15 protein-coding genes and 1 tRNA gene are annotated in these 17,626 nt (G+C 67.3%); 5 read left to right on the top strand and 11 right to left on the bottom strand.

The features are described from left to right. Positions 1–30 precede the first annotated feature (30 nt). The 8 genes from esaR to def all read right to left on the bottom strand — a co-directional run bounded on the left by esaR (position 31) and on the right by def (position 8,598). Complete coding sequence (esaR, locus tag U5798_RS19605) at positions 31–732, bottom strand: response regulator transcription factor EsaR (RefSeq protein WP_124455775.1); 702 nt, start codon at positions 730–732, stop codon at positions 31–33. Then, the gene (gene esaS, locus U5798_RS19600) at positions 733–3,147 is read right to left on the bottom strand and encodes a sensor histidine kinase EsaS (protein WP_124455776.1); all 2,415 of its coding nucleotides are present in this window, start codon (positions 3,145–3,147) and stop codon (positions 733–735) included. Continuing rightward, positions 3,137–3,727, bottom strand: coding sequence for a DUF4390 domain-containing protein (locus U5798_RS19595; protein ID WP_124455777.1), 591 nt, complete (start codon positions 3,725–3,727; stop codon positions 3,137–3,139). Before U5798_RS19595 ends, esaS begins: the two co-directional genes overlap by 11 nt. Continuing rightward, the gene (rsmB, locus tag U5798_RS19590; protein ID WP_322082925.1) at positions 3,724–5,115 is read right to left on the bottom strand and encodes a 16S rRNA (cytosine(967)-C(5))-methyltransferase RsmB; all 1,392 of its coding nucleotides are present in this window, start codon (positions 5,113–5,115) and stop codon (positions 3,724–3,726) included. The genes U5798_RS19595 and rsmB overlap by 4 nt, the downstream gene beginning before the upstream one ends. A gap of 232 nt (positions 5,116–5,347) precedes the next feature. Beyond that, positions 5,348–6,205, bottom strand: a complete 858-nt coding sequence (gene htpX / locus U5798_RS19585) for a zinc metalloprotease HtpX (protein WP_059232900.1) — start codon at positions 6,203–6,205, stop codon at positions 5,348–5,350. Positions 6,206–6,305: 100 nt separating this feature from the next. Beyond that, positions 6,306–6,947 (bottom strand): LysE family translocator, encoded by a 642-nt coding sequence (locus U5798_RS19580; protein WP_124455779.1) that lies wholly within the window; start codon positions 6,945–6,947, stop codon positions 6,306–6,308. Between the two features lie 120 nt (positions 6,948–7,067). Next, positions 7,068–8,060: a methionyl-tRNA formyltransferase gene (gene fmt / locus U5798_RS19575; RefSeq protein ID WP_124455780.1), complete on the bottom strand. Its 993-nt coding sequence runs from the start codon at positions 8,058–8,060 to the stop codon at positions 7,068–7,070. 34 nt (positions 8,061–8,094) lie between these two features. Further along, positions 8,095–8,598, bottom strand: a complete 504-nt coding sequence (gene def / locus U5798_RS19570; protein ID WP_011353573.1) for a peptide deformylase — start codon at positions 8,596–8,598, stop codon at positions 8,095–8,097. Positions 8,599–8,783: 185 nt separating this feature from the next. On the opposite strand from def, the gene dprA reads away from it, so the two are divergent. From dprA to U5798_RS19555, 3 genes are all read left to right on the top strand, one after another. Then, complete coding sequence (gene dprA, locus U5798_RS19565) at positions 8,784–10,106, top strand: DNA-processing protein DprA (RefSeq protein ID WP_322082924.1); 1,323 nt, start codon at positions 8,784–8,786, stop codon at positions 10,104–10,106. Between the two features lie 36 nt (positions 10,107–10,142). Then, entirely contained in the window at positions 10,143–10,523 is a 381-nt protein-coding gene (locus U5798_RS19560; protein WP_124455782.1) for a thioredoxin family protein, read from the top strand. Positions 10,524–10,716: 193 nt separating this feature from the next. Further along, on the top strand, positions 10,717–13,314 hold the full coding sequence (locus U5798_RS19555; protein WP_124455783.1) for a DNA topoisomerase III: 2,598 nt from the start codon (positions 10,717–10,719) through the stop codon (positions 13,312–13,314). Positions 13,315–13,443: 129 nt separating this feature from the next. Here the strand turns inward: U5798_RS19555 and U5798_RS19550 are convergent, their stop codons facing one another. Continuing rightward, a complete protein-coding gene (locus U5798_RS19550) occupies positions 13,444–14,493 on the bottom strand; it encodes a LysR family transcriptional regulator (protein WP_124455784.1) in 1,050 nt (349 codons plus the stop codon). Between the two features lie 427 nt (positions 14,494–14,920). Between U5798_RS19550 and U5798_RS19545 the strand changes: the two genes are divergently transcribed. Then, the gene (locus U5798_RS19545; protein ID WP_034179363.1) at positions 14,921–15,934 is read left to right on the top strand and encodes a D-2-hydroxyacid dehydrogenase family protein; all 1,014 of its coding nucleotides are present in this window, start codon (positions 14,921–14,923) and stop codon (positions 15,932–15,934) included. Between the two features lie 52 nt (positions 15,935–15,986). Here the strand turns inward: U5798_RS19545 and U5798_RS19540 are convergent, their stop codons facing one another. Together U5798_RS19540 and U5798_RS19535 are read right to left on the bottom strand one after the other, a co-directional pair. Then, positions 15,987–16,853, bottom strand: coding sequence for a patatin-like phospholipase family protein (locus tag U5798_RS19540; RefSeq protein ID WP_322082923.1), 867 nt, complete (start codon positions 16,851–16,853; stop codon positions 15,987–15,989). Between the two features lie 8 nt (positions 16,854–16,861). Continuing rightward, a complete protein-coding gene (locus U5798_RS19535) occupies positions 16,862–17,266 on the bottom strand; it encodes a PaaI family thioesterase (protein WP_034201217.1) in 405 nt (134 codons plus the stop codon). A gap of 190 nt (positions 17,267–17,456) precedes the next feature. Between U5798_RS19535 and U5798_RS19530 the strand changes: the two genes are divergently transcribed. Continuing rightward, positions 17,457–17,532, top strand: a tRNA-Lys gene (locus U5798_RS19530). Positions 17,533–17,626 lie beyond the last annotated feature (94 nt).

Raw genomic sequence — 17,626 nt, 5'->3', positions numbered from 1 at the left:
ATCCCTGAGCAAGTGCTTTCGCAAAATATTTTAAAGCGCGCCTTCGGACGGCTTCTTGCCGAGCTCGACGCCGAGCTGCTTGAGCTTGCGATACAGGTGCGTGCGCTCGAGGCCCGTCTTCTCCGCGACGCGCGTCATGCTGCCGTTTTCGCGCGCGAGGTGATATTCGAAGTACGCGCGCTCGAACGCATCGCGTGCTTCGCGCAACGGGATGTCGAACGGGATCGCGGCCGTCTGCCCCGCGAGGCCGAGTGCCGCCGCCATGTCGTCGCCGAGCGTCGGCAGCGCTGCCGCGGACGCCACCGCCGCCGGCCCCGCCGCCTGCCCGGCGCCGGCCTTCGCCGCCGCGTTCGCGGACACGGGCGCCGCACCGCGTGCGAGACCGTGCTCGACGGACTTCAGCAGCTTCTGCAGTGCGATCGGCTTCTCGAGGAAATCGAGCGCGCCGATCTTGGTTGCCTCGACGGCCGTATCGATCGTCGCGTGCCCGGACATCATGATCACGGGCATCGTCAGCAGCCCCTGCGCCGCCCACTCCTTGAGCAGGGTCACGCCGTCGGTATCGGGCATCCAGATATCGAGCAGCACGAGATCGGGCGCCTGATTCAGCCGGTATTCCCGCGCGGCCTGCGCGTTCTCCGCTGCCTCGACGACATGTCCTTCATCGCTGAGGATCTCCGAGAGCAATTCCCGGATGCCCATTTCATCATCTACCACCAGGATGGTTGCCATTTACGCTGCCTTTGTCTGCTCACTTGCTTTTGTCTTGGCGGGTGCCGCCCCGTCCTGCGCGCCCGATGCGGCGTCTGGCGCATCGCTCGCCATCTGCAGGAACAGGATCGACACCTGCGCACCCTCGACGGTCTCGCCGTGCATGCGATTGCGCAAATCGATCCGCGCACCATGCTCGTCGACGATTTTCTTGACCGTGGCCAACCCGAGCCCCGTGCCCTTCGCCTTCGTCGTCACGTAAGGCTCGAACGCGCGGGTCAGGATGCGTGCCGGAAAACCGGGCCCGTTGTCGGACACGGTAAGACGTACCGCGACGCGCGTTTTGCCCTCGGCGTCGGGATCGCCATATTCTACTGTCTTGGTTTCGATCAACACACGCGGATGCGCAGACTCCGCGACCGAATCCTGCGCATTCTGCAGCAGGTTGTGAATCACCTGGCGCAATTGCGTCGCATCACCGCGAATCACGGGCAGCGACGGCGCGAGCTCGGCGACGATCGGGCTCTTGCCTTCGCCGACACCATACAGCCCGAGCACCTCGCTCGCCAGTTCGTTCAACTGCAGGTTCGCGAGCACCGCCGGCGGCGTGCGCGCGTATTCGCGGAAATCGTCGACCATCCGCTTCATCGCGGCCACCTGGTTCACGATCATCGTCGCGCCGCGCTTGAGCACGTCCGCGTCGGGCGGCGCGAGCTTGTCGGACAGCTTCATCTGCAGCCGCTCGGCCGACAGCTGGATCGGCGTCAGCGGATTCTTGATCTCGTGCGCGAGCCGGCGTGCGACTTCGCCCCACGCGACCGACCGCTGCGCGGAAATCACGTCGGAGATGTCGTCGAACACGACGACGTAACCGGACGTCTGCGGATCGTCGGCCTGCCCCTCGACCGTCGACACGAGGCGCGTGCCGCGCACGAGCAGCGTCAGCGGATCGGTTTCGCCCGGCACCTCGATCGCGAACTGCTGCTGCCAGTGGCCGCGATCGCCGCTGCCGCCGTCGGACGCCGCCTCGCGATCGGCGAACGCCTTGCGCACCATCGCGCCGAATCCCGCCGCCACGCCGATCCGGTCGAGCGTCGTGCCGATCAGCGAATTGAACGGCTGCCGGAAGATCCGCTCGGCGCCGCGATTGGCTGTCGTCAGCCGGAACTGGCGGTCGAGCACGAACACGCCGGCCGTCAGGTTCGCGAGGATGCTTTCGAGATACGTCTTCGAATGCTCGAGCGCGATGCGGTTCTTCTCGACCGCCAGCCGCGCCTCGGACAACTGGCGCGTCATCGCGTTGAACGACTGCGTGAGGAAGCCGAGCTCGTCGCGCGTCTTGATCTCGCGCTTCGGCGTGTAGTCGCCTTCCGTGATCTCCTTCGTGCCCTGCGCGAGCAGGAACAGCGGCCGCGCGAGCTGCTGGCCGAGCGCGAGCGCGAGCATCATCGCGATGAAGGTCGCGAGGAACAGCGCGAGCGTCAGCGTGCCGATGTACATCTTGCGCAGCCCCGTGCGGCCGAGCGACTTTTCCTGGTACTCGCGATACGCGCGCTGCACGGCGTCCGCGTTGTGCGCGAGCGTCGGCGGCACCGGCTGCGTGAGCTGCAGGAAGCGCTCCGCCGGCTGCAGCAGCGACGTCGTCGCATCGGGAATCGGCCGCACGACGCGCAGCCGCAGCGCACCCTTCGCGCCATGCGCGCGCGGGTCGCCGTCGACCTCGCCCTCGATCGCCGCGTACGCGCCGTGTTCGCGCGCCTGGTTCAGCATCAGCGGCGTCGGCAGGTCGTCCGGAATCAGCGCCGCGAAATTGCCCGACGCCTGCGCGACGATGTGCAGCTCGGGCGCCGCACCCGAGCCGCCGCGGCCCGGCTCGACGATCGTCGCGTCCTGCACGCCGAACTGGTCGCGCAGCCGCAGCAGCGTGAGCGTCGTGCCGTTCGTGTTCGCATCGACGCTCGCGAGCTGGTCGGACATCAGCCGCGCCTTCGTCTGCAGGTCGGACAGCGACGCATCGAGCATGCCGCGACCGAGGTTCAGGCCGGCCGTCAGCGCGGTCTCGACGTTCACGTCGAACCACGACTCGATACTGCGCGACACGAACTGGTACGACACGATGTAGATGATCCCGCCCGGCACCACGCCGACGAGCGCGAAGAACACCGCGAGCTTCGCGAGCAGCCGCGTGCCGAACTTGCCCTTCCTCAGGCGCACGACGATCATCCCGATCAGCCCGAGCACCACGAGCAGGAACACGAGCGCGACGACGATATTCGTCGCGTACAGCCACGAGTAGTAGCGATCGAAGAATTCGGTGTTCGCGCTCGCGGCCGCGAGCAGCACGAGCAGCAGCAGCGCGGTCAGCGCGACGGTCGAGACGATCACGCGGACGAGGAGGCTCTTCCCGCTGGCCGCGCGGCGCACTTTATTTAGCACGTTCGGTCACCGTGAAGTTGAAGCGCTTCCAGTCCGACCCGAGCGTCCAGTCGCGGTTGTTCACGGCATCGACCTGGAACGGCTTCGGCATCAGCGCCGTGTCGAGCTGCATCCGCACCGACGCCGTGTAGGTTTCGCCCGCGCGCACCTGGTTGCGGTCGATCACGTGCCACGACGTGATGTGCCGGACCACCGCGAGCGCGTCCTTCAGCGACGGGAAGCCGAGCTGCAGGCCGCCGGTCGACACGCGGTACTCGCGCGTGAGCGGCTGGAACGACAGGCGGATCGTCTGCGTGACCGCCACCGGCTGCTCGTCGAACCAGTACCAGCGCGCGCGGCTCAGTTCGAAGTCGGTCGTGAAGTAAAGCGGGATGCCCTTGTTGACGGCATCCTCGAGGTTCGGGTTCAGCTCGAAGTCGAAACGCGCGTCGAGGCTCCAGCCGCTTCCGTCGGACTGGAGCGACGCGCGCTGCACGGCGATCGATTCGGCATGCGCCGGCCGGACGACGGCCAGGCACAGCATCAATGCGACCAGCAGGACGGCCGCGAGCCGAAATGGAAAAAGGTGTTTGATCGTCACCGTTTCTGGAACCGCGCGTAGAAAAATCCGTCGTGATCGGTGTTCTGGTCGAGTGCGGCGGCCGCCGCCCGTCCCTGCACGCCGCCCGGCAGCAGCTGGCCGGGGGCGTCCAATCGTACCGCATCTTCACAGGCCGCTTCAAACCAGCGCGCCTGCAATTCACCTTCCTCGGGGAAGATCGAGCAGGTCACGTAAAGCAGCTCGCCGCCCGGCTTCACGAGCGGCCACAGCGCCGACAGGATGCGGCGCTGTTCCGCGACGAGCGCCGGAATGTCGGCCTCGCGGCGCAGCCAGCGAATGTCGGGGTGCCGCCGCACGATGCCGGACGCCGAGCACGGCACGTCGGCGAGGATACGGTCAAACGCGCGCCCGTCGTACCACGCGTCGGGCGCACCTGCATCGCCGACGCGTACGTTCGCTTCGAGCGACAGGCGCACGAGGTTCTCGCCGATGCGCGCCGCGCGTGTTGCATCGCTTTCGAGCGCAACGACTTCCGCGTCAGCCAGCTCGAGAATGTGGCCGGTCTTGCCGCCGGGTGCCGCGCATGCATCGAGCACGCGCATGCCGTCGCGCGCGTCGAGCCATTCGGCCGCGAGCTGCGCGCCGGCGTCCTGCACCGACACCACGCCGTCGGCGAAGCCCGGAATGCGCTCGACCGGCAGCGCCGACGCGAGCCGCACCGCGTGCCGGCCGATCGCGGTCGCTTCGATCCCGCTCGCCCGCAGTGTGTCGAGATACGCGTCGACGCTCGCGCGGCGCGCATTCACGCGCAGCGTCAACGGGCCCTGGCGTTCGCCTGCCGCGAGGATCGCCTGCCATGCATCGGGCCATGCGCGCTTCACCGCATCGACCCACCATGCGCGGTAATTCCAGCGCGCGACCGGGTCGGCCTGCATCGCCGCGACGAGCGCGTCGCGCTCACGCAGGAAACGGCGCAGCACCGCGTTGACCATGCCCTTCGCGAACGCGCACTCGCGCCGCGCGCCGATCACGGTGACGGCCTGATCGACCACCGTGAACGCCGGATACGCGGCGGCGTCGGCCGGGTCGAGCAGCAGCGCGAGCGCGCCGGCGAGCACGGCGTGCACGTGCGCAGGCGGTGCCTTGCTGACGAGTTTGCCGACCAGCCAGTCCGCGCTGCCGAGGCGACGCATCGTCCGGTACGCGACGTCCTGCGTCGCGCCGCGCGCGAGCGCCTGCGCACCGGACGGCATCTGTGCGAATACCGCCGACAACGCTGCCGGCAGCGCCGTGCCGCGCCGTATCGCGTCGACCGCCTGCGCGGCCGCGTCGAGCGCGAAGCCGAGCGAATCGGGCGCCAGATGCAGCGCGGCCAGACGCGCCGGGCGGCCGGAAGAAGACGGAGCGGAAGAACGGGTTCGTGTCATCGGTACGGAATCGGCAATCAGGCGCGGCAAGCAGGCGCAGCAATCAAATACGGCAAACGGCAGGATCGCGGCGCCGCAAGGCCTCGCGATCCCAAACCGCGCATTGTAGCCTGCGACCACGCGGCCCCTTTGGCCCCTTTACGGCGCGCACAAATGAAACACCCCGCAGCGCGAAGCGTGCGGGGTGGCGTGACGGCCCCCGTGCGGCAACGGCCGCGCGGGATGCCGGGGTTCAGTCGAAGCGGCCGGTACGCGCCATCTCCATCAGGCGCGCGATGCGCTCCTCGGTGGCCGGGTGCGTCGAGAACAGGTTCTGCAGGCCGCCGCCATGCAGCGGGTTCATGATCATCATCTGCGCGGTGGCCGGATGGGCCTCGGCCGCCTGGAACGGGATACCGGCCGCATAGCGATGGATCTTGTCGAGCGCGGTGGCGAGCGACTGCGGATCGCCGGAAATCTGCGCGCCGCCGCGATCGGCCTCGAACTCGCGTGCCCGCGAAATCGCCATCTGGATCAAGGCGCCTGCGATCGGGGCGAGCAGCGCGACCGCGATACCCGCGATCGGGTTGGCCGGCCGGCCGTTCTCGTCGCGCCCGCCGAAGAACATCGCGAAGTTCGCGATCGCCGAGATCGCGCCTGCCATCGTGGCGGTGATCGTCGAGATCAGGATGTCGCGGTGCTTCACGTGCGCGAGCTCGTGCGCCATCACGCCGCGCATCTCGCGCTCCGACAGCACGCGCAGGATGCCGGTCGTCGCGGCGACCGCCGCGTGCTCGGGGTTGCGGCCCGTCGCGAACGCGTTCGGCGCGTCCTCGTTGATCAGGTAGACGCGCGGCATCGGCAGGTTCGCGCGCGTGGCCAGCTCGCGCACCATCCGGTAGAACTGCGGCGCCGTGTTCTCGTCGACTTCCTGCGCGTTGTACATGCGCAGCACCATTTTGTCCGAGAACCAGTAGGAAAAGAAATTCATGCCGAGCGCGAACAGCAGCGCGATCGTCATGCCCCGCGAACCGCCGATCATTCCGCCGATCACGATGAACAGGGCCGTGATCGCGGCCATCAGCATCGCCGTTTTGACCCAATTGAACATACCCACTCCTTATCCGTCAGGGGACCCGCCGCGCATCACCGGGCGCGGCAGAAAATTGTAAGCGATTTGTTAGATAAGGTCTTGCCGGAAAAATTCAATCTCAACGTTGCGATGTTGCAAGACGCAGCCCGAGGCCGACGAACGCGCTGCCAACCGTGCGGTCGAGCCACTTCCTGACGCCCGGCTTGCCGGAAAAGTGCTGCGTGACACTGCCCGCGACCCACGCGACGAGGCTGGTCCAGACCGTGCTCATCGCGACGAACACCGCGCCGAGGGTCAGGAACGCCCATGCCTTGTGCGGGCTGTCGGCCGACACGAACTGCGGGAAGAACGACACGAAGAACAGCACGACCTTCGGATTCAGCACGTTGGTCCAGAAACCCTGCATGAACAGCTGGCGCAGCGGCTTGGCGGCCGTGGCCTGCGCGGCATCGGCGCCCGACGGCGCGGCGGCTTGCTTCGCGACGATCATCCGTACGCCGAGGTAGATCAGGTAGGCCGCGCCGACCAGCTTGATCACCGTGAACGCGGTGGCCGACGCCGCGAGCAGCGCGGTCAGGCCGAATGCACAGGCGAGCGCGTGAACGCAGCAGCCGGCCGAGATGCCGAATGCCGACATCAGCCCCGCGCCGCGGCCCTGCGCGACGCTGCGGCCGACGATGTAGGCCGTGTCGGGGCCGGGCGTGACGTTCAGCAGGAATACCGCGAACACGAAGAAGCCGAAATGGGTGATGCCGAACATGAAGACCTCGAAACCGGGGAGCGCAGGGAAATTCTACGCGCGCCTGCCGCGGCGTGCGACTCGGCCGTCCGGCCGATTGCGCAGCGTCGGCCGACCGTGTCGAATGGCGATCAGCCCGTGTCAGGCAACGTCGGGCAGCGCGAAATGCTGGCCTGCGGCGAGCGGCGAGCCGGCCAGGAATTCGCGCGCGGGCAGCCGCTTGCCGCCCGGCTTCTGCAACTGCGTGACGCGCAGCGCGCCGCTGCCGCATGCGACGACCACGCCTTCCGGCGCGGCTTCGACGATCGTGCCGGGCGCCTCGTTGGCAATCGTGCCGCGCGCCGCCACGGGCTCGGCCGCCCACAGCTTGATCGCCGCGCCGTCGAGCGTCGCGACACCGCCCGGGAACGGATCGAACGCACGCACCTGGCGCGCGAGCACGTCGGCAGGCTTGCGCCAGTCGAGCGCCGCTTCGTGCTTGCCGATCTTTTCCGCGTAGGTCACGCCGTCGGCCGGCTGCGGCGTCGCCGGCAGCGTGCCGTCGCGCTCGAGCCGCACGAGCGCATCGACGATCAGCCGCGCGCCGTCGGCGGCCAGACGGTCGTGCAGCGTCGCGGTCGTGTCGTCGGGCGCAATCGCGATGCGCGCCTCCTCGATCATCGCGCCGGTGTCGAGGCCGACGTCCATCTGCATCAGCGTGACGCCCGTCTCGGCGTCGCCGGCTTCGATCGCGCGATGGATCGGCGCCGCGCCGCGCCAGCGCGGCAGCAGCGATGCATGGATGTTGATGCAGCCGGCGCGCGGGATGTCGAGCACTTCCTGCGGCAGCAACAGGCCGTAGGCGGCCACCACCATCACGTCGTGCGGCGTCGTGCGCAGCAGCTCGATCGCGTCGGCCGCCTCGGCCGGGTACTTGCCCGCGCGGCGCAGCGACGGCGGCTGCGCGACGGGCATCCCGTGCTCGACGGCGTAGCGCTTCACGGCGCTCGCCTGCAGCTTCATCCCGCGCCCCGCAGGGCGATCGGGCTGGGTGAGCACGAGCGGCACCGGGAAACCGGCCTCGTGGATCGCGGCAAGGGCAGCCGCGGCGAATTCCGGCGTGCCGGCAAAAATCACGCGCAACGTATGGGTCATGACAGCGTTCGGGGTCGGGCAGCGTGAACGCGCGTTACATCGCGCGTTCGAGTTTCTTCATCTTCGTCTTGATGCGCGTCTGCTTGAGCGGTGACAGGTATTCGACGAACACGCGCCCCATCAGGTGATCCATCTCGTGCTGGACGCACACGGCGAGCAGGCCTTCGCAGTCGAGCTCGAAGGTCTCGCCCTGTTCGTTGAGCGCGCGCACGCGCACATGGTCGGGCCGCTCGACTTCGTCATAGATGCCGGGCACCGACAGGCAGCCCTCTTCGTAGATCTGCTTCTCGTCGCTCGACCACACGATCTCGGGGTTGATGAACGCGCGCAGCTCGTTCTTCTCCTCGGAGACGTCGATCACGATCACGCGCTCGTGCACGTCGACCTGCGTGGCCGCCAGGCCGATGCCGGGTGCCGCGTACATGGTCTCGGCCATGTCGGCGACGAGCTTGCGGATCCGGTCGTCGACCTTGTCGACGGGCTTGGCGACCTTGTGCAGCCGCTTGTCGGGGTAATGAAGAATATTGAGCAAAGCCATGGTGTTCGGTATTCGGTGGAGCGGCGTGTCGCATCGGCCATCCGGCCGGCTGGTGCCGCCGCCGGGATGCAATGAAGATGAGGCGGATGCGTGGCGAATCAACGCCGCGAATCGCGCCTCCTGCAATTGGCCGGGCACTCGTGCGCGCGGCCCTGTCGAGTATTTCGGATGATGAAAATTTTATCATGGCGCCATGCGGTCCGCTGGCCGCCGCATTCGAGGGCTGTCTCATGTCGCCGCAAGCGCTGACGCCATCCGCGCTGCGCGCATGGCTGCAACTCGCGCATGCGCCCGGCCTCGCGCCCGCCGTGCTGCAGATCCTGCTCGATGCATTCGGCTCACCGGCCGCGCTGTTGCGCGCATCCGACCCGGCCATCGCCGCGGTGAGCAGCCCCGCCGCCGCACAAGCCGTGCGCGCGAGCGAGCGCGGCGATCTCGACGCGCGCACCGAGGCCGCGCTCGCGTGGCTCGACGCGCCGGGCAATGCACTGGTCACGCTCAACGATCCGGCCTACCCGCCGCGGTTGCGCGACCTGCACGATCCGCCGCCCCTGCTATATGTAAAGGGGCGGCTCGACCTGCTGCATGCCCGCGGCCTCGCCGTGGTCGGCAGCCGGCATGCGACACCGCAGGGGCTCGCCGACGCAACGGGCTTCGCGCGTGCGTTGTCCGACGCGGGGCTCTCGATCGTCTCCGGCCTCGCGCTCGGGATCGACGGTGCCGCGCATCGCGGCGGGCTCGACGGCCGCTCGGGCACGGTCGCCGTCATCGCGACGGGCGCCGATCTCGTCTATCCGGCACGGCATCGCGCGCTCGCGCACGAAATCGCCGCGCACGGGGCGATCGTGTCGGAATGGCCGCTCGGCACGCCGGCCCGTGCCGCGCATTTCCCGCAGCGCAACCGGCTGATCGCCGCGCTGGCGATCGGCACGCTCGTCGTCGAGGCCGCGCCTCGCTCCGGCTCGCTGATCACCGCACGGCTCGCGAACGAACTGGGGCGCGATGTGTTCGCGGTGCCGGGCTCGATCCACGCGCCGCTCGCGCAGGGCTGCCACGCGCTGATCCGCGACGGCGCGAAGCTCACGGCGGCGCCGCTCGATGTGCTCGAGGAGTACGGGCTGGCCGAACCGGCCGCGCGTGCAACCGGCCGCACGGCTCGCGCCGGGCATCATCCCGGCACGAACGCCGACAGCATCCTCGCGATGGCAACGGCCGGCGCCGACCAGGCGGGCCTCGCCATGGCGGCCACCGCCGCACCGTCCCGAATCGACGCCCCGCCACCGCCAGGCACCGCGTCCGAGCATGCGGTACTGGCCGCCTTGGGATACGGCCCCGTGACCTACGAATGGCTCGCCGAGCACAGCGGCCTGTCCGACGACGTGCTGCACGGCGCGCTGCTGGCGCTGGAGCTGGCCGGCCGCGTCGCCAGCCTACCCGGCGGGCGCTTCGCGCGGCTTGACGCCGCGCCCACCCCGGCCGCACGCGGCGTGCTACATTCCCCGGCATAGGGGCGGCCGCGCCGCCGACGATATCCAAGGAATTCCATGCCCGCGCTGAATCTCGACACCGATGCGGATCGGATCGCCGAGCGCCTCGCCGATCCCGGCACGTTGCTCGTCGCCTGCCTGTGCGCCGAGTGGTGCGGCACGTGCCGCGACTACCGGACGGCCTTCGACCAGCTCGCCGACGCGCACCCGGACGCCTGTTTCGCCTGGATCGACATCGAAACGCATGCCGACCAACTCGACGATCTCGACGTCGAGAACTTCCCGACGATCCTGATCGAGGACGCCAACACCGCACGCTTCTTCGGCACGGTGCTGCCGCACGCGGCGATCGTCGAGCGGATGCTGTCCGACCTGAGCGCGGTACCCGGCGCGCCGCACGCACCGAAATTGCGCAACGTCCTGATCGTCGAAGCCTGAATGCGCGGGCCGGCGCGGCGATTTGGCGCGCGTTTGCGCGCCCCGCCGCGGCGGGCGCTTGCCGCCGTTGCAGCCCCCCTCTATGATGAGCCGCTTTTTACACGCTGAGCCGCCGTCGCTGCGGCGTGTGCTATAAAGCGGTCGTAAAAGGGACCCACAACCGGCGAACCCGGTCTACCAACACACACCTGTCATGTCCAAAGCACTGATCATTGCGGAAAAGCCTTCTGTCGCGAACGACATCGCACGCGCTTTGGGCGGCTTTACCAAGCATGACGAGTATTACGAGAGCGACGATTTCGTCCTTTCGTCCGCTGTCGGCCACCTGCTGGAAATCGCCGCCCCGGAAGAGTACGAGGTCAAGCGCGGGAAATGGAGCTTCGCGCATCTGCCCGTCATCCCCCCGCATTTCGACCTGAACCCGATCGCAAAAAGCGAGTCGCGCCTCAAGGTGCTCACGAAGCTGATGAAGCGCAAGGACGTCGACCGCCTGATCAACGCATGTGACGCGGGACGCGAGGGCGAGCTGATTTTCCGCCTGATCGCGCAGCACGCGAAGGCGAAGCAGCCGGTCCAGCGCCTGTGGCTGCAGTCGATGACGCCGCAGGCGATCCGCGACGGTTTCGCGAACCTGCGCAGCGACACCGACATGCAGCCGCTCGCCGACGCCGCACGCTGCCGCTCGGAAGCCGACTGGCTCGTCGGGATCAACGGCACCCGCGCGATGACCGCGTTCAACAGCAAGGGCGGCGGCTTCTTCCTGACGACCGTCGGCCGCGTTCAGACACCAACGCTGTCGATCGTCGTCGAACGTGAAGAGAAAATCCGCCGCTTCATCCCGCGCGACTACTGGGAAGTGAAGGCCGAATTCGCGTGTGCGGGCGGCTTCTACGAAGGCAAGTGGTACGACCCGAAATTCAAGCGCGACGAATTCGATCCGGAAAAGCGCGACTCCCGCCTGTGGAGCCTGCCGGCCGCCGAAACGATCGTCGCCGCATGCCGCGACCAGGTCGGCACGGTGTCCGAGGAATCGAAGCCGTCGACGCAACTGTCGCCGCTGCTGTTCGACCTGACGAGCCTGCAGCGCGAGGCGAACAGCCGTTTCGGCTTCTCCGCGAAGAACACGCTCGGCCTCGCACAAGCGCTGTATGAAAAGCACAAGGTGCTGACCTACCCGCGTACCGACGCACGCGCGCTGCCGGAAGACTACCTGTCGACGGTCGAGTCCACGCTCGAGATGCTCAAGGAGAGCAACAACTACCTGCCGCATGCGAAGCAGGTGCTCGACAAGGGCTGGGTGAAGCCGAACAAGCGGATCTTCGACAACTCGAAGATCAGCGACCACTTTGCCATCATCCCGACGCTGCAGGCGCCGAAGTCGCTGTCCGAGCCGGAGCAGAAGCTGTACGACATGGTCGTGAAGCGCTTCCTCGCCGTGTTCTTCCCGGCGGCCGAATTCCGCGTCACGACGCGGATCACCGAAGTCGCCGGCCATCACTTCAAGACCGAAGGCAAGGTGCTCGTCGAGCCGGGCTGGCTGCAGGTGTACGGCCGCGACGCCGAAGGCGCGGACGCGAACCTCGTGCCGGTGCAGAAGGACGAGAAGGTGAAGACGGACGAAATCGCCGCCGTCGCGCTCGTGACGAAGCCGCCCGCACGCTACTCGGAAGCGACGCTGCTGTCCGCGATGGAAGGTGCGGGCAAGCTCGTCGAGGACGACGAACTGCGCGAGGCGATGGCCGCGAAGGGTCTCGGCACGCCGGCGACGCGCGCGGCGATCATCGAAGGCCTGCTCGGCGAGAAATACCTGCTGCGCGAAGGCCGCGAACTGATCCCGACCGCGAAGGCATTCCAGCTGATGACGCTGCTGCGCGGGCTCGGCGTGAAGGAACTGACCGCGCCCGAGCTGACCGGCGAATGGGAATACAAGCTGTCGCAGATGGAGCGCGGCAATCTCGGGCGCGATGCGTTCATGCAGGAAATCGCCCGCATGACGCAGCAGATCGTCAAGCGCGCGAAGGAATACGATTCCGACACGATCCCCGGCGATTACGCGACGCTCGAGACGCCGTGCCCGAACTGCGGCGGCCAGGTGAAGGAAAACTACCGCCGCTTCGCGTGCACGAAGTGCGAGTTCTCGATCTCGAAGATCCCGGGCAGCCGGCAGTTCGAGATCCCGGAAGTCGAGGAGCTGCTGCAGAAGAAGGAAATCGGGCCGCTGTCCGGGTTCCGCAGCAAGATGGGCCGTCCGTTCTCGGCGATCCTCAAGCTGTCCTTCGACGACGAGACGAAGAACTACAAGCTCGAGTTCGATTTCGGCCAGGACCAGGGCGGCGAGGAAGGCGAAGCGCCCGACTTCTCCGCGCAGGAGCCGGTCGGCGCGTGCCCGAAGTGCAAGGGCCGCGTGTTCGAGCACGGGATGAGCTACGTGTGCGAGCACTCGGTGGCGAACCCGAAGACCTGCGACTTCCGCTCGGGCAAGGTGATCCTGCAGCAGGAAATCACGCGCGAGCAGATGGGCAAGCTGCTGGCCGACGGCCGCACGGATCTGCTGCCGAACTTCAAGTCGTCGCGTACCGGCCGCAACTTCAAGGCGTTCCTCGTGAAGCAGCCGGACGGCAAGATCGGCTTCGAGTTCGAGAAGAAGGAGCCGAAGGCCGCTGCCGCGAAGAAGACGGCAAAATCGGCGACGAAGGATGCCGAAACCGTGACGGAAGGGGCCGAAGAGAAACCGGCCCCGGCCCGTAAAACGGCCGCCCGCAAGACGACGGCGCGCAAGACGGGTTCGTGACGACCCGGCCGCCGGCCCTGCCCCGGCGCGTCAGGCTCCCTCCCGGAGCCATAAAAAAAACGCGGATCGATCGCTCGATCCGCGTTTTTTCTTTGTGCCGGCGGCAACCGCCGCCCCGCCGTCGCGCCGTTACAGCGGCGACGGCACCGCGACGCGCGTGCGCGGCGAACGCGGCAGGCGCGGCGACAGGTTCGGGTCGGCCGCTTCCGGCTGCTCCGCACGCGTCTCGACGCCGATCGGCGCGAGCGCCGAACTCTGCGCGGCCCACTGCTCGCCGATCATCGCGTCGGTCGAGTGGCTGAAATGCTCGACGAGGTGGTCGATGAACGTCCGCACCTTCGCCGGCAGATGGCGCCGGCTCGGGTACGCGATGTTGATCTCGACCTGCGGCAGCCGGAAATCCGGCAGCAGACGCACGAGCGCGCCGCGCGCGATGTCGCTGCCGATCAGGTAGCTCGGCAGGATCGCGACACCCATCCCGAGTAACGCGAACTGGCGCAGCATCGCGGTGTTGTTCGCGACGATCACATTGGTCGGGCGCACGCGCACTTCGCCGTCCGGCCCCGTGAACACGCGCTCGTCGCCCCAGTATTCGGCCGGCAGGCTCAGGCTCGGGTGCTCGGCAAGCTGCTCCGGGTGGGTCGGCACGCCGTGCTTCTCCAGATAGCTCGGCGTCGCGCACACGGTCATGCAACCGGTGGTCAGGCGCCGCGTGACGATGCTCGCGCTGCGCATCTGGCGCGTGACGACGATACCGACGTCGAAACCTTCCTCGACGAGATCGACCTGCCGGTCGACCAGCGTGAGATCCGGCACCACTTTCGGGAAATTCTCCGTGTACGACTGCAGCACGGGGGCAAGGTTGTGCAGCCCGAACACGACCGGCGCGACGATGCGCAGCGTGCCGACGGGTTCGTGATTGCGTGCGACGACCATCTGCTCGACGTCCTCGAGCTCATCGAGGATCTGGCGGGCACGCTCCAGATAGACCTGACCCGACTCCGTCAGGGAGAGGCTGCGCGTGGTGCGATTCAGCAAGCGCGTGCCGAGCCGGCCTTCCAGGTCGGCGACGTGGCGCGTCGCGACCGCGTTGGAGATATCCATTGCGCTCGCGGCCCGCGCGAAACTGCCGAGATCTGCAACCTTCACGAAAACGCGCATCGACTGCAAGTGATCCATAAACGACTCCTGCCGCTAGTACAACTTCAAAAAGATGAAGCAAATGCGTAATTCTCCTACGACAGCGGAAATGATGCAGAGTTGCTCAACAAGGGGGCTGTTGACGATAAAAATAGTCAAAAATCCTCGCCCTTCGCGGATAGATGATCCAATTATTCTGATTGGAGCAACAATTGGGTGAACCTCGTCGAGTAAGTAGCCGAATCAGGAAAGACGTGTTTGATGCGACACAACAGCGCACCTTTGCGCCCCGCACGCGAGCGGCGCCGGGTCAGGCTCCCGCCAATTGCGGCGGAGCGTAACAACCTGTTAAAAAGGCACCAAGAAGGCGGCCGACGTAGCATCATGTCGGCCCCGGCCGGGCGGAACGGGTGCGCGACGTGCGCCCGCCGCCACTGCCGCTTTCAACGCGCGACACCCGTTCACCATGAAAATTGCCATCCTCGACGACTACCAGGACGCCGTCCGCAAGCTGAACTGCTTCGAGATGCTTGCCGGCCACGACGTGAAGGTCTTCAACAACACGGTGCGCGGCCTGGGACAGCTCGCCAGCCGCCTGGCGGAAGTCGAGGCGCTCGTGCTGATTCGTGAACGGACCCCGATTTCGTCGCAACTGCTCGCCAAGCTGCCGAACCTGCGCATGATCAGCCAGACCGGCCGCGTGTCGAGCCACATCGACCTCGAAGCCTGTACCGACCGCGGCATCGCGGTGCTCGAAGGCACCGGCTCGCCGGTCGCGCCCGCCGAACTGACGTGGGCGCTCGTGATGGCCGCCCAGCGCCGTATCCCGCAGTACGTCGCGAACCTGAAGCAGGGTGCCTGGCAGCAGTCGGGCCTGAAGACGTCGGCGCTGCCACCGAACTTCGGCCTCGGCCAGGTGCTGCGCGGCCAGACGCTCGGCATCTGGGGCTACGGCAAGATCGGCCGGCTCGTCGCCGGCTACGGCAAGGCCTTCGGGATGAACGTGCTGATCTGGGGCCGCGAGCATTCGCTCGAAGCCGCGCGCGCCGACGGCTACACGGCGGCCGAGAGCCGCGAGGCGCTGTTCGAGCAGAGCGACGTGCTGTCGCTGCACCTGCGCATGCACGACGACACGCGCGGGATCGTGAAGCAGGAAGACCTGATGCGGATGAAGCCGACGTCGCTGCTCGTCAACACGAGCCGCGCCGAACTGCTCGAGGAAAACGCGCTCGTCAACGCGCTGTCGCACAACCGGCCGGGCATGGTCGCGATCGACGTGTTCGAAAGCGAGCCGATCCTGCAGGGCTACAGCCTGCTGCGGATGGAAAACGTGATCTGCACGCCGCACATCGGCTACGTCGAACGCGAAAGCTACGAGCTGTATTTCAGTGCAGCATTCCGCAACATTCTCGCGTTCGACGACGGCGACATGTCGAGCGTCGCCAACCCCGAAGCGCTGACGCCGATCCGCAAGCGCTGAACGCACGGGCTGCGCGCGTCGCGCGGCCCCCGCTCCCCTCCGTTCCCGACCGTCAGGCGGCCACGCGGCCGCCCGTCATTGCGCCGACGCGCGTGAGGAAATGCTCGCCGTCGCGCCGCCCGAGGTCGTACGCATGCCGCATCTGCTGCGGGCTCGTGTAATCCCAGCTCGAAATCGGCACCTTGCTCGACGGCTGTACGTACAGCCGCCGCTGGTCGCCATGCGCGACCGTGAACATCTGCGGGCGCGGATACAGCCGCGTGACGAGCACCAGCACGTCGCCCGGCGACGGATCGAGCGCGTCGACCGGCACGTTGTCGACCATTCCGCCATCGAGCACGGGCCGGCCGCCGCGACGCAACACCGGCGTAAACGGTGGCGTGCACGACGACTGCAGGATCAGGTCTGCGAGCTCGTCGACTTGCGTGCAGGACTGCGCACGCACGAACTCGGGCCGAAAGCCGAGCGTGCGCCCGAGCGTCGGGTGCAGTGTCTTGCGCACGTATTTCTCGATGTTGTACGCGACGAGCCCGGCGGCGACCGCGCTGCGCGCGCCGAGCCAGCGCGGCACGTGCGACACGCCGATGCGGATCTCCGGCGCGTCGGCCAGCTTCGCGAACGGCTCGCCGTAGATGTCGAGCAACGCCTGGCGGTAGATCCGGTAATGCGGAAACACGGGCTCGCGCCCGAACAGGTTGCCCCAGTACGCGTTCTTCCGGTTGTGGCGCAGCGCCTCCTCGTAATAGCGCATCACCCATGCGGCGTCACGCGTATACAACATGCACGCGGTCGCCGCGCCGGCCGAGATGCCGGTAATCACGCGCGGACGCAGGTCGAGCGCCGGCCGCGCGACATCCCAGAAGCCGGCCTGCCACCAGCAGCGATTGCCGCCGCCCGCGAAGACGATCTGGTCGAACATCGCGCCGCTCAGCTGACGAGCGCGTAGGTCGACGTCGCGTGGACGGCCATCTTGCCGTCCTCGTCGAACAGCTCGACTTCGCCGAACACGAGGTTGCGGCCCATCCGCAGCACGCGCGCGGTGACGAGCACATCGCCCTTGCGCACGGGACGCATGAAATTGGTGTTCAGCGATACCGTCGTCATCGGCCGGAACTCGCCGAGCGCGGACGAGATCGCGACCACCATCGCGGTATCGGCGGCCGCCGTGAACACCTGGCCGCAGATGATGCCGCCCGAATGGCGGAATTCGCCGGAAAACGGCAGGCGCAGCGTGACGCTGTCGTCGCCGATCGACACGGGGACCAGACCGAGCGAGCGGACCCACGGGGCCAGCAGGCGATCCAGCAATTCGCGGACTGCGTTTTCGTCCATCTTCGAATGTCCAGAAAGTGTTGCGCGACCGCCGCGCAACACGTGTGGCGTCATCATACCGGGAGCGCGCAAACTGCGACCGCTCGTTGCCGCGCCGGCTGCCGCCATCGGCGTGACGAAATATTTTCAGGAAATTTGCAGAAAGGTCTTGCCAAGCCCAAAAGGCTCGTGCATAATCTTTCTTCTGTTGGGGGCGTTAGCTCAGTTGGTAGAGCAGCGGACTCTTAATCCGTAGGTCGAGTGTTCGAGTCACTCACGCCCCACCAGGAATTTCAAAGGCCGGTCAGCGCAAGCTGACCGGCCTTTTCCTTTTTCGCCGCCGTATTCACGGCGCGTGCCATTCGCAGCATGCGACCGCAC

Origin of the sequence: Burkholderia sp. BCC1972, assembly GCF_905339605.1 — a bacterium.
In the GTDB taxonomy this organism is placed as follows: Bacteria; Pseudomonadota; Gammaproteobacteria; order Burkholderiales; family Burkholderiaceae; genus Burkholderia.
Note: the sequence above shows the minus strand (reverse complement) of the source record. Positions and strands in the feature narration are given on the sequence as shown.

Excerpts from the sequence above, each read along its gene's own strand:
- rsmB (WP_322082925.1), bottom strand. The coding sequence starts at position 5,115 with ATGACACGAACCCGTTCTTCCGCTCCGTCTTCTTCCGGCCGCCCGGCG.
- U5798_RS19560 (WP_124455782.1), top strand. The coding sequence starts at position 10,143 with ATGCCCGCGCTGAATCTCGACACCGATGCGGATCGGATCGCCGAGCGC.
- esaR (WP_124455775.1), bottom strand. The coding sequence starts at position 732 with ATGGCAACCATCCTGGTGGTAGATGATGAAATGGGCATCCGGGAATTG.
- U5798_RS19535 (WP_034201217.1), bottom strand. The coding sequence starts at position 17,266 with ATGGACGAAAACGCAGTCCGCGAATTGCTGGATCGCCTGCTGGCCCCG.
- U5798_RS19550 (WP_124455784.1), bottom strand. The coding sequence starts at position 14,493 with ATGGATCACTTGCAGTCGATGCGCGTTTTCGTGAAGGTTGCAGATCTC.
- U5798_RS19580 (WP_124455779.1), bottom strand. The coding sequence starts at position 6,947 with ATGTTCGGCATCACCCATTTCGGCTTCTTCGTGTTCGCGGTATTCCTG.
- def (WP_011353573.1), bottom strand. The coding sequence starts at position 8,598 with ATGGCTTTGCTCAATATTCTTCATTACCCCGACAAGCGGCTGCACAAG.
- U5798_RS19545 (WP_034179363.1), top strand. The coding sequence starts at position 14,921 with ATGAAAATTGCCATCCTCGACGACTACCAGGACGCCGTCCGCAAGCTG.
- fmt (WP_124455780.1), bottom strand. The coding sequence starts at position 8,060 with ATGACCCATACGTTGCGCGTGATTTTTGCCGGCACGCCGGAATTCGCC.
- U5798_RS19540 (WP_322082923.1), bottom strand. The coding sequence starts at position 16,853 with ATGTTCGACCAGATCGTCTTCGCGGGCGGCGGCAATCGCTGCTGGTGG.
- dprA (WP_322082924.1), top strand. The coding sequence starts at position 8,784 with ATGGCGCCATGCGGTCCGCTGGCCGCCGCATTCGAGGGCTGTCTCATG.
- htpX (WP_059232900.1), bottom strand. The coding sequence starts at position 6,205 with ATGTTCAATTGGGTCAAAACGGCGATGCTGATGGCCGCGATCACGGCC.
- U5798_RS19555 (WP_124455783.1), top strand. The coding sequence starts at position 10,717 with ATGTCCAAAGCACTGATCATTGCGGAAAAGCCTTCTGTCGCGAACGAC.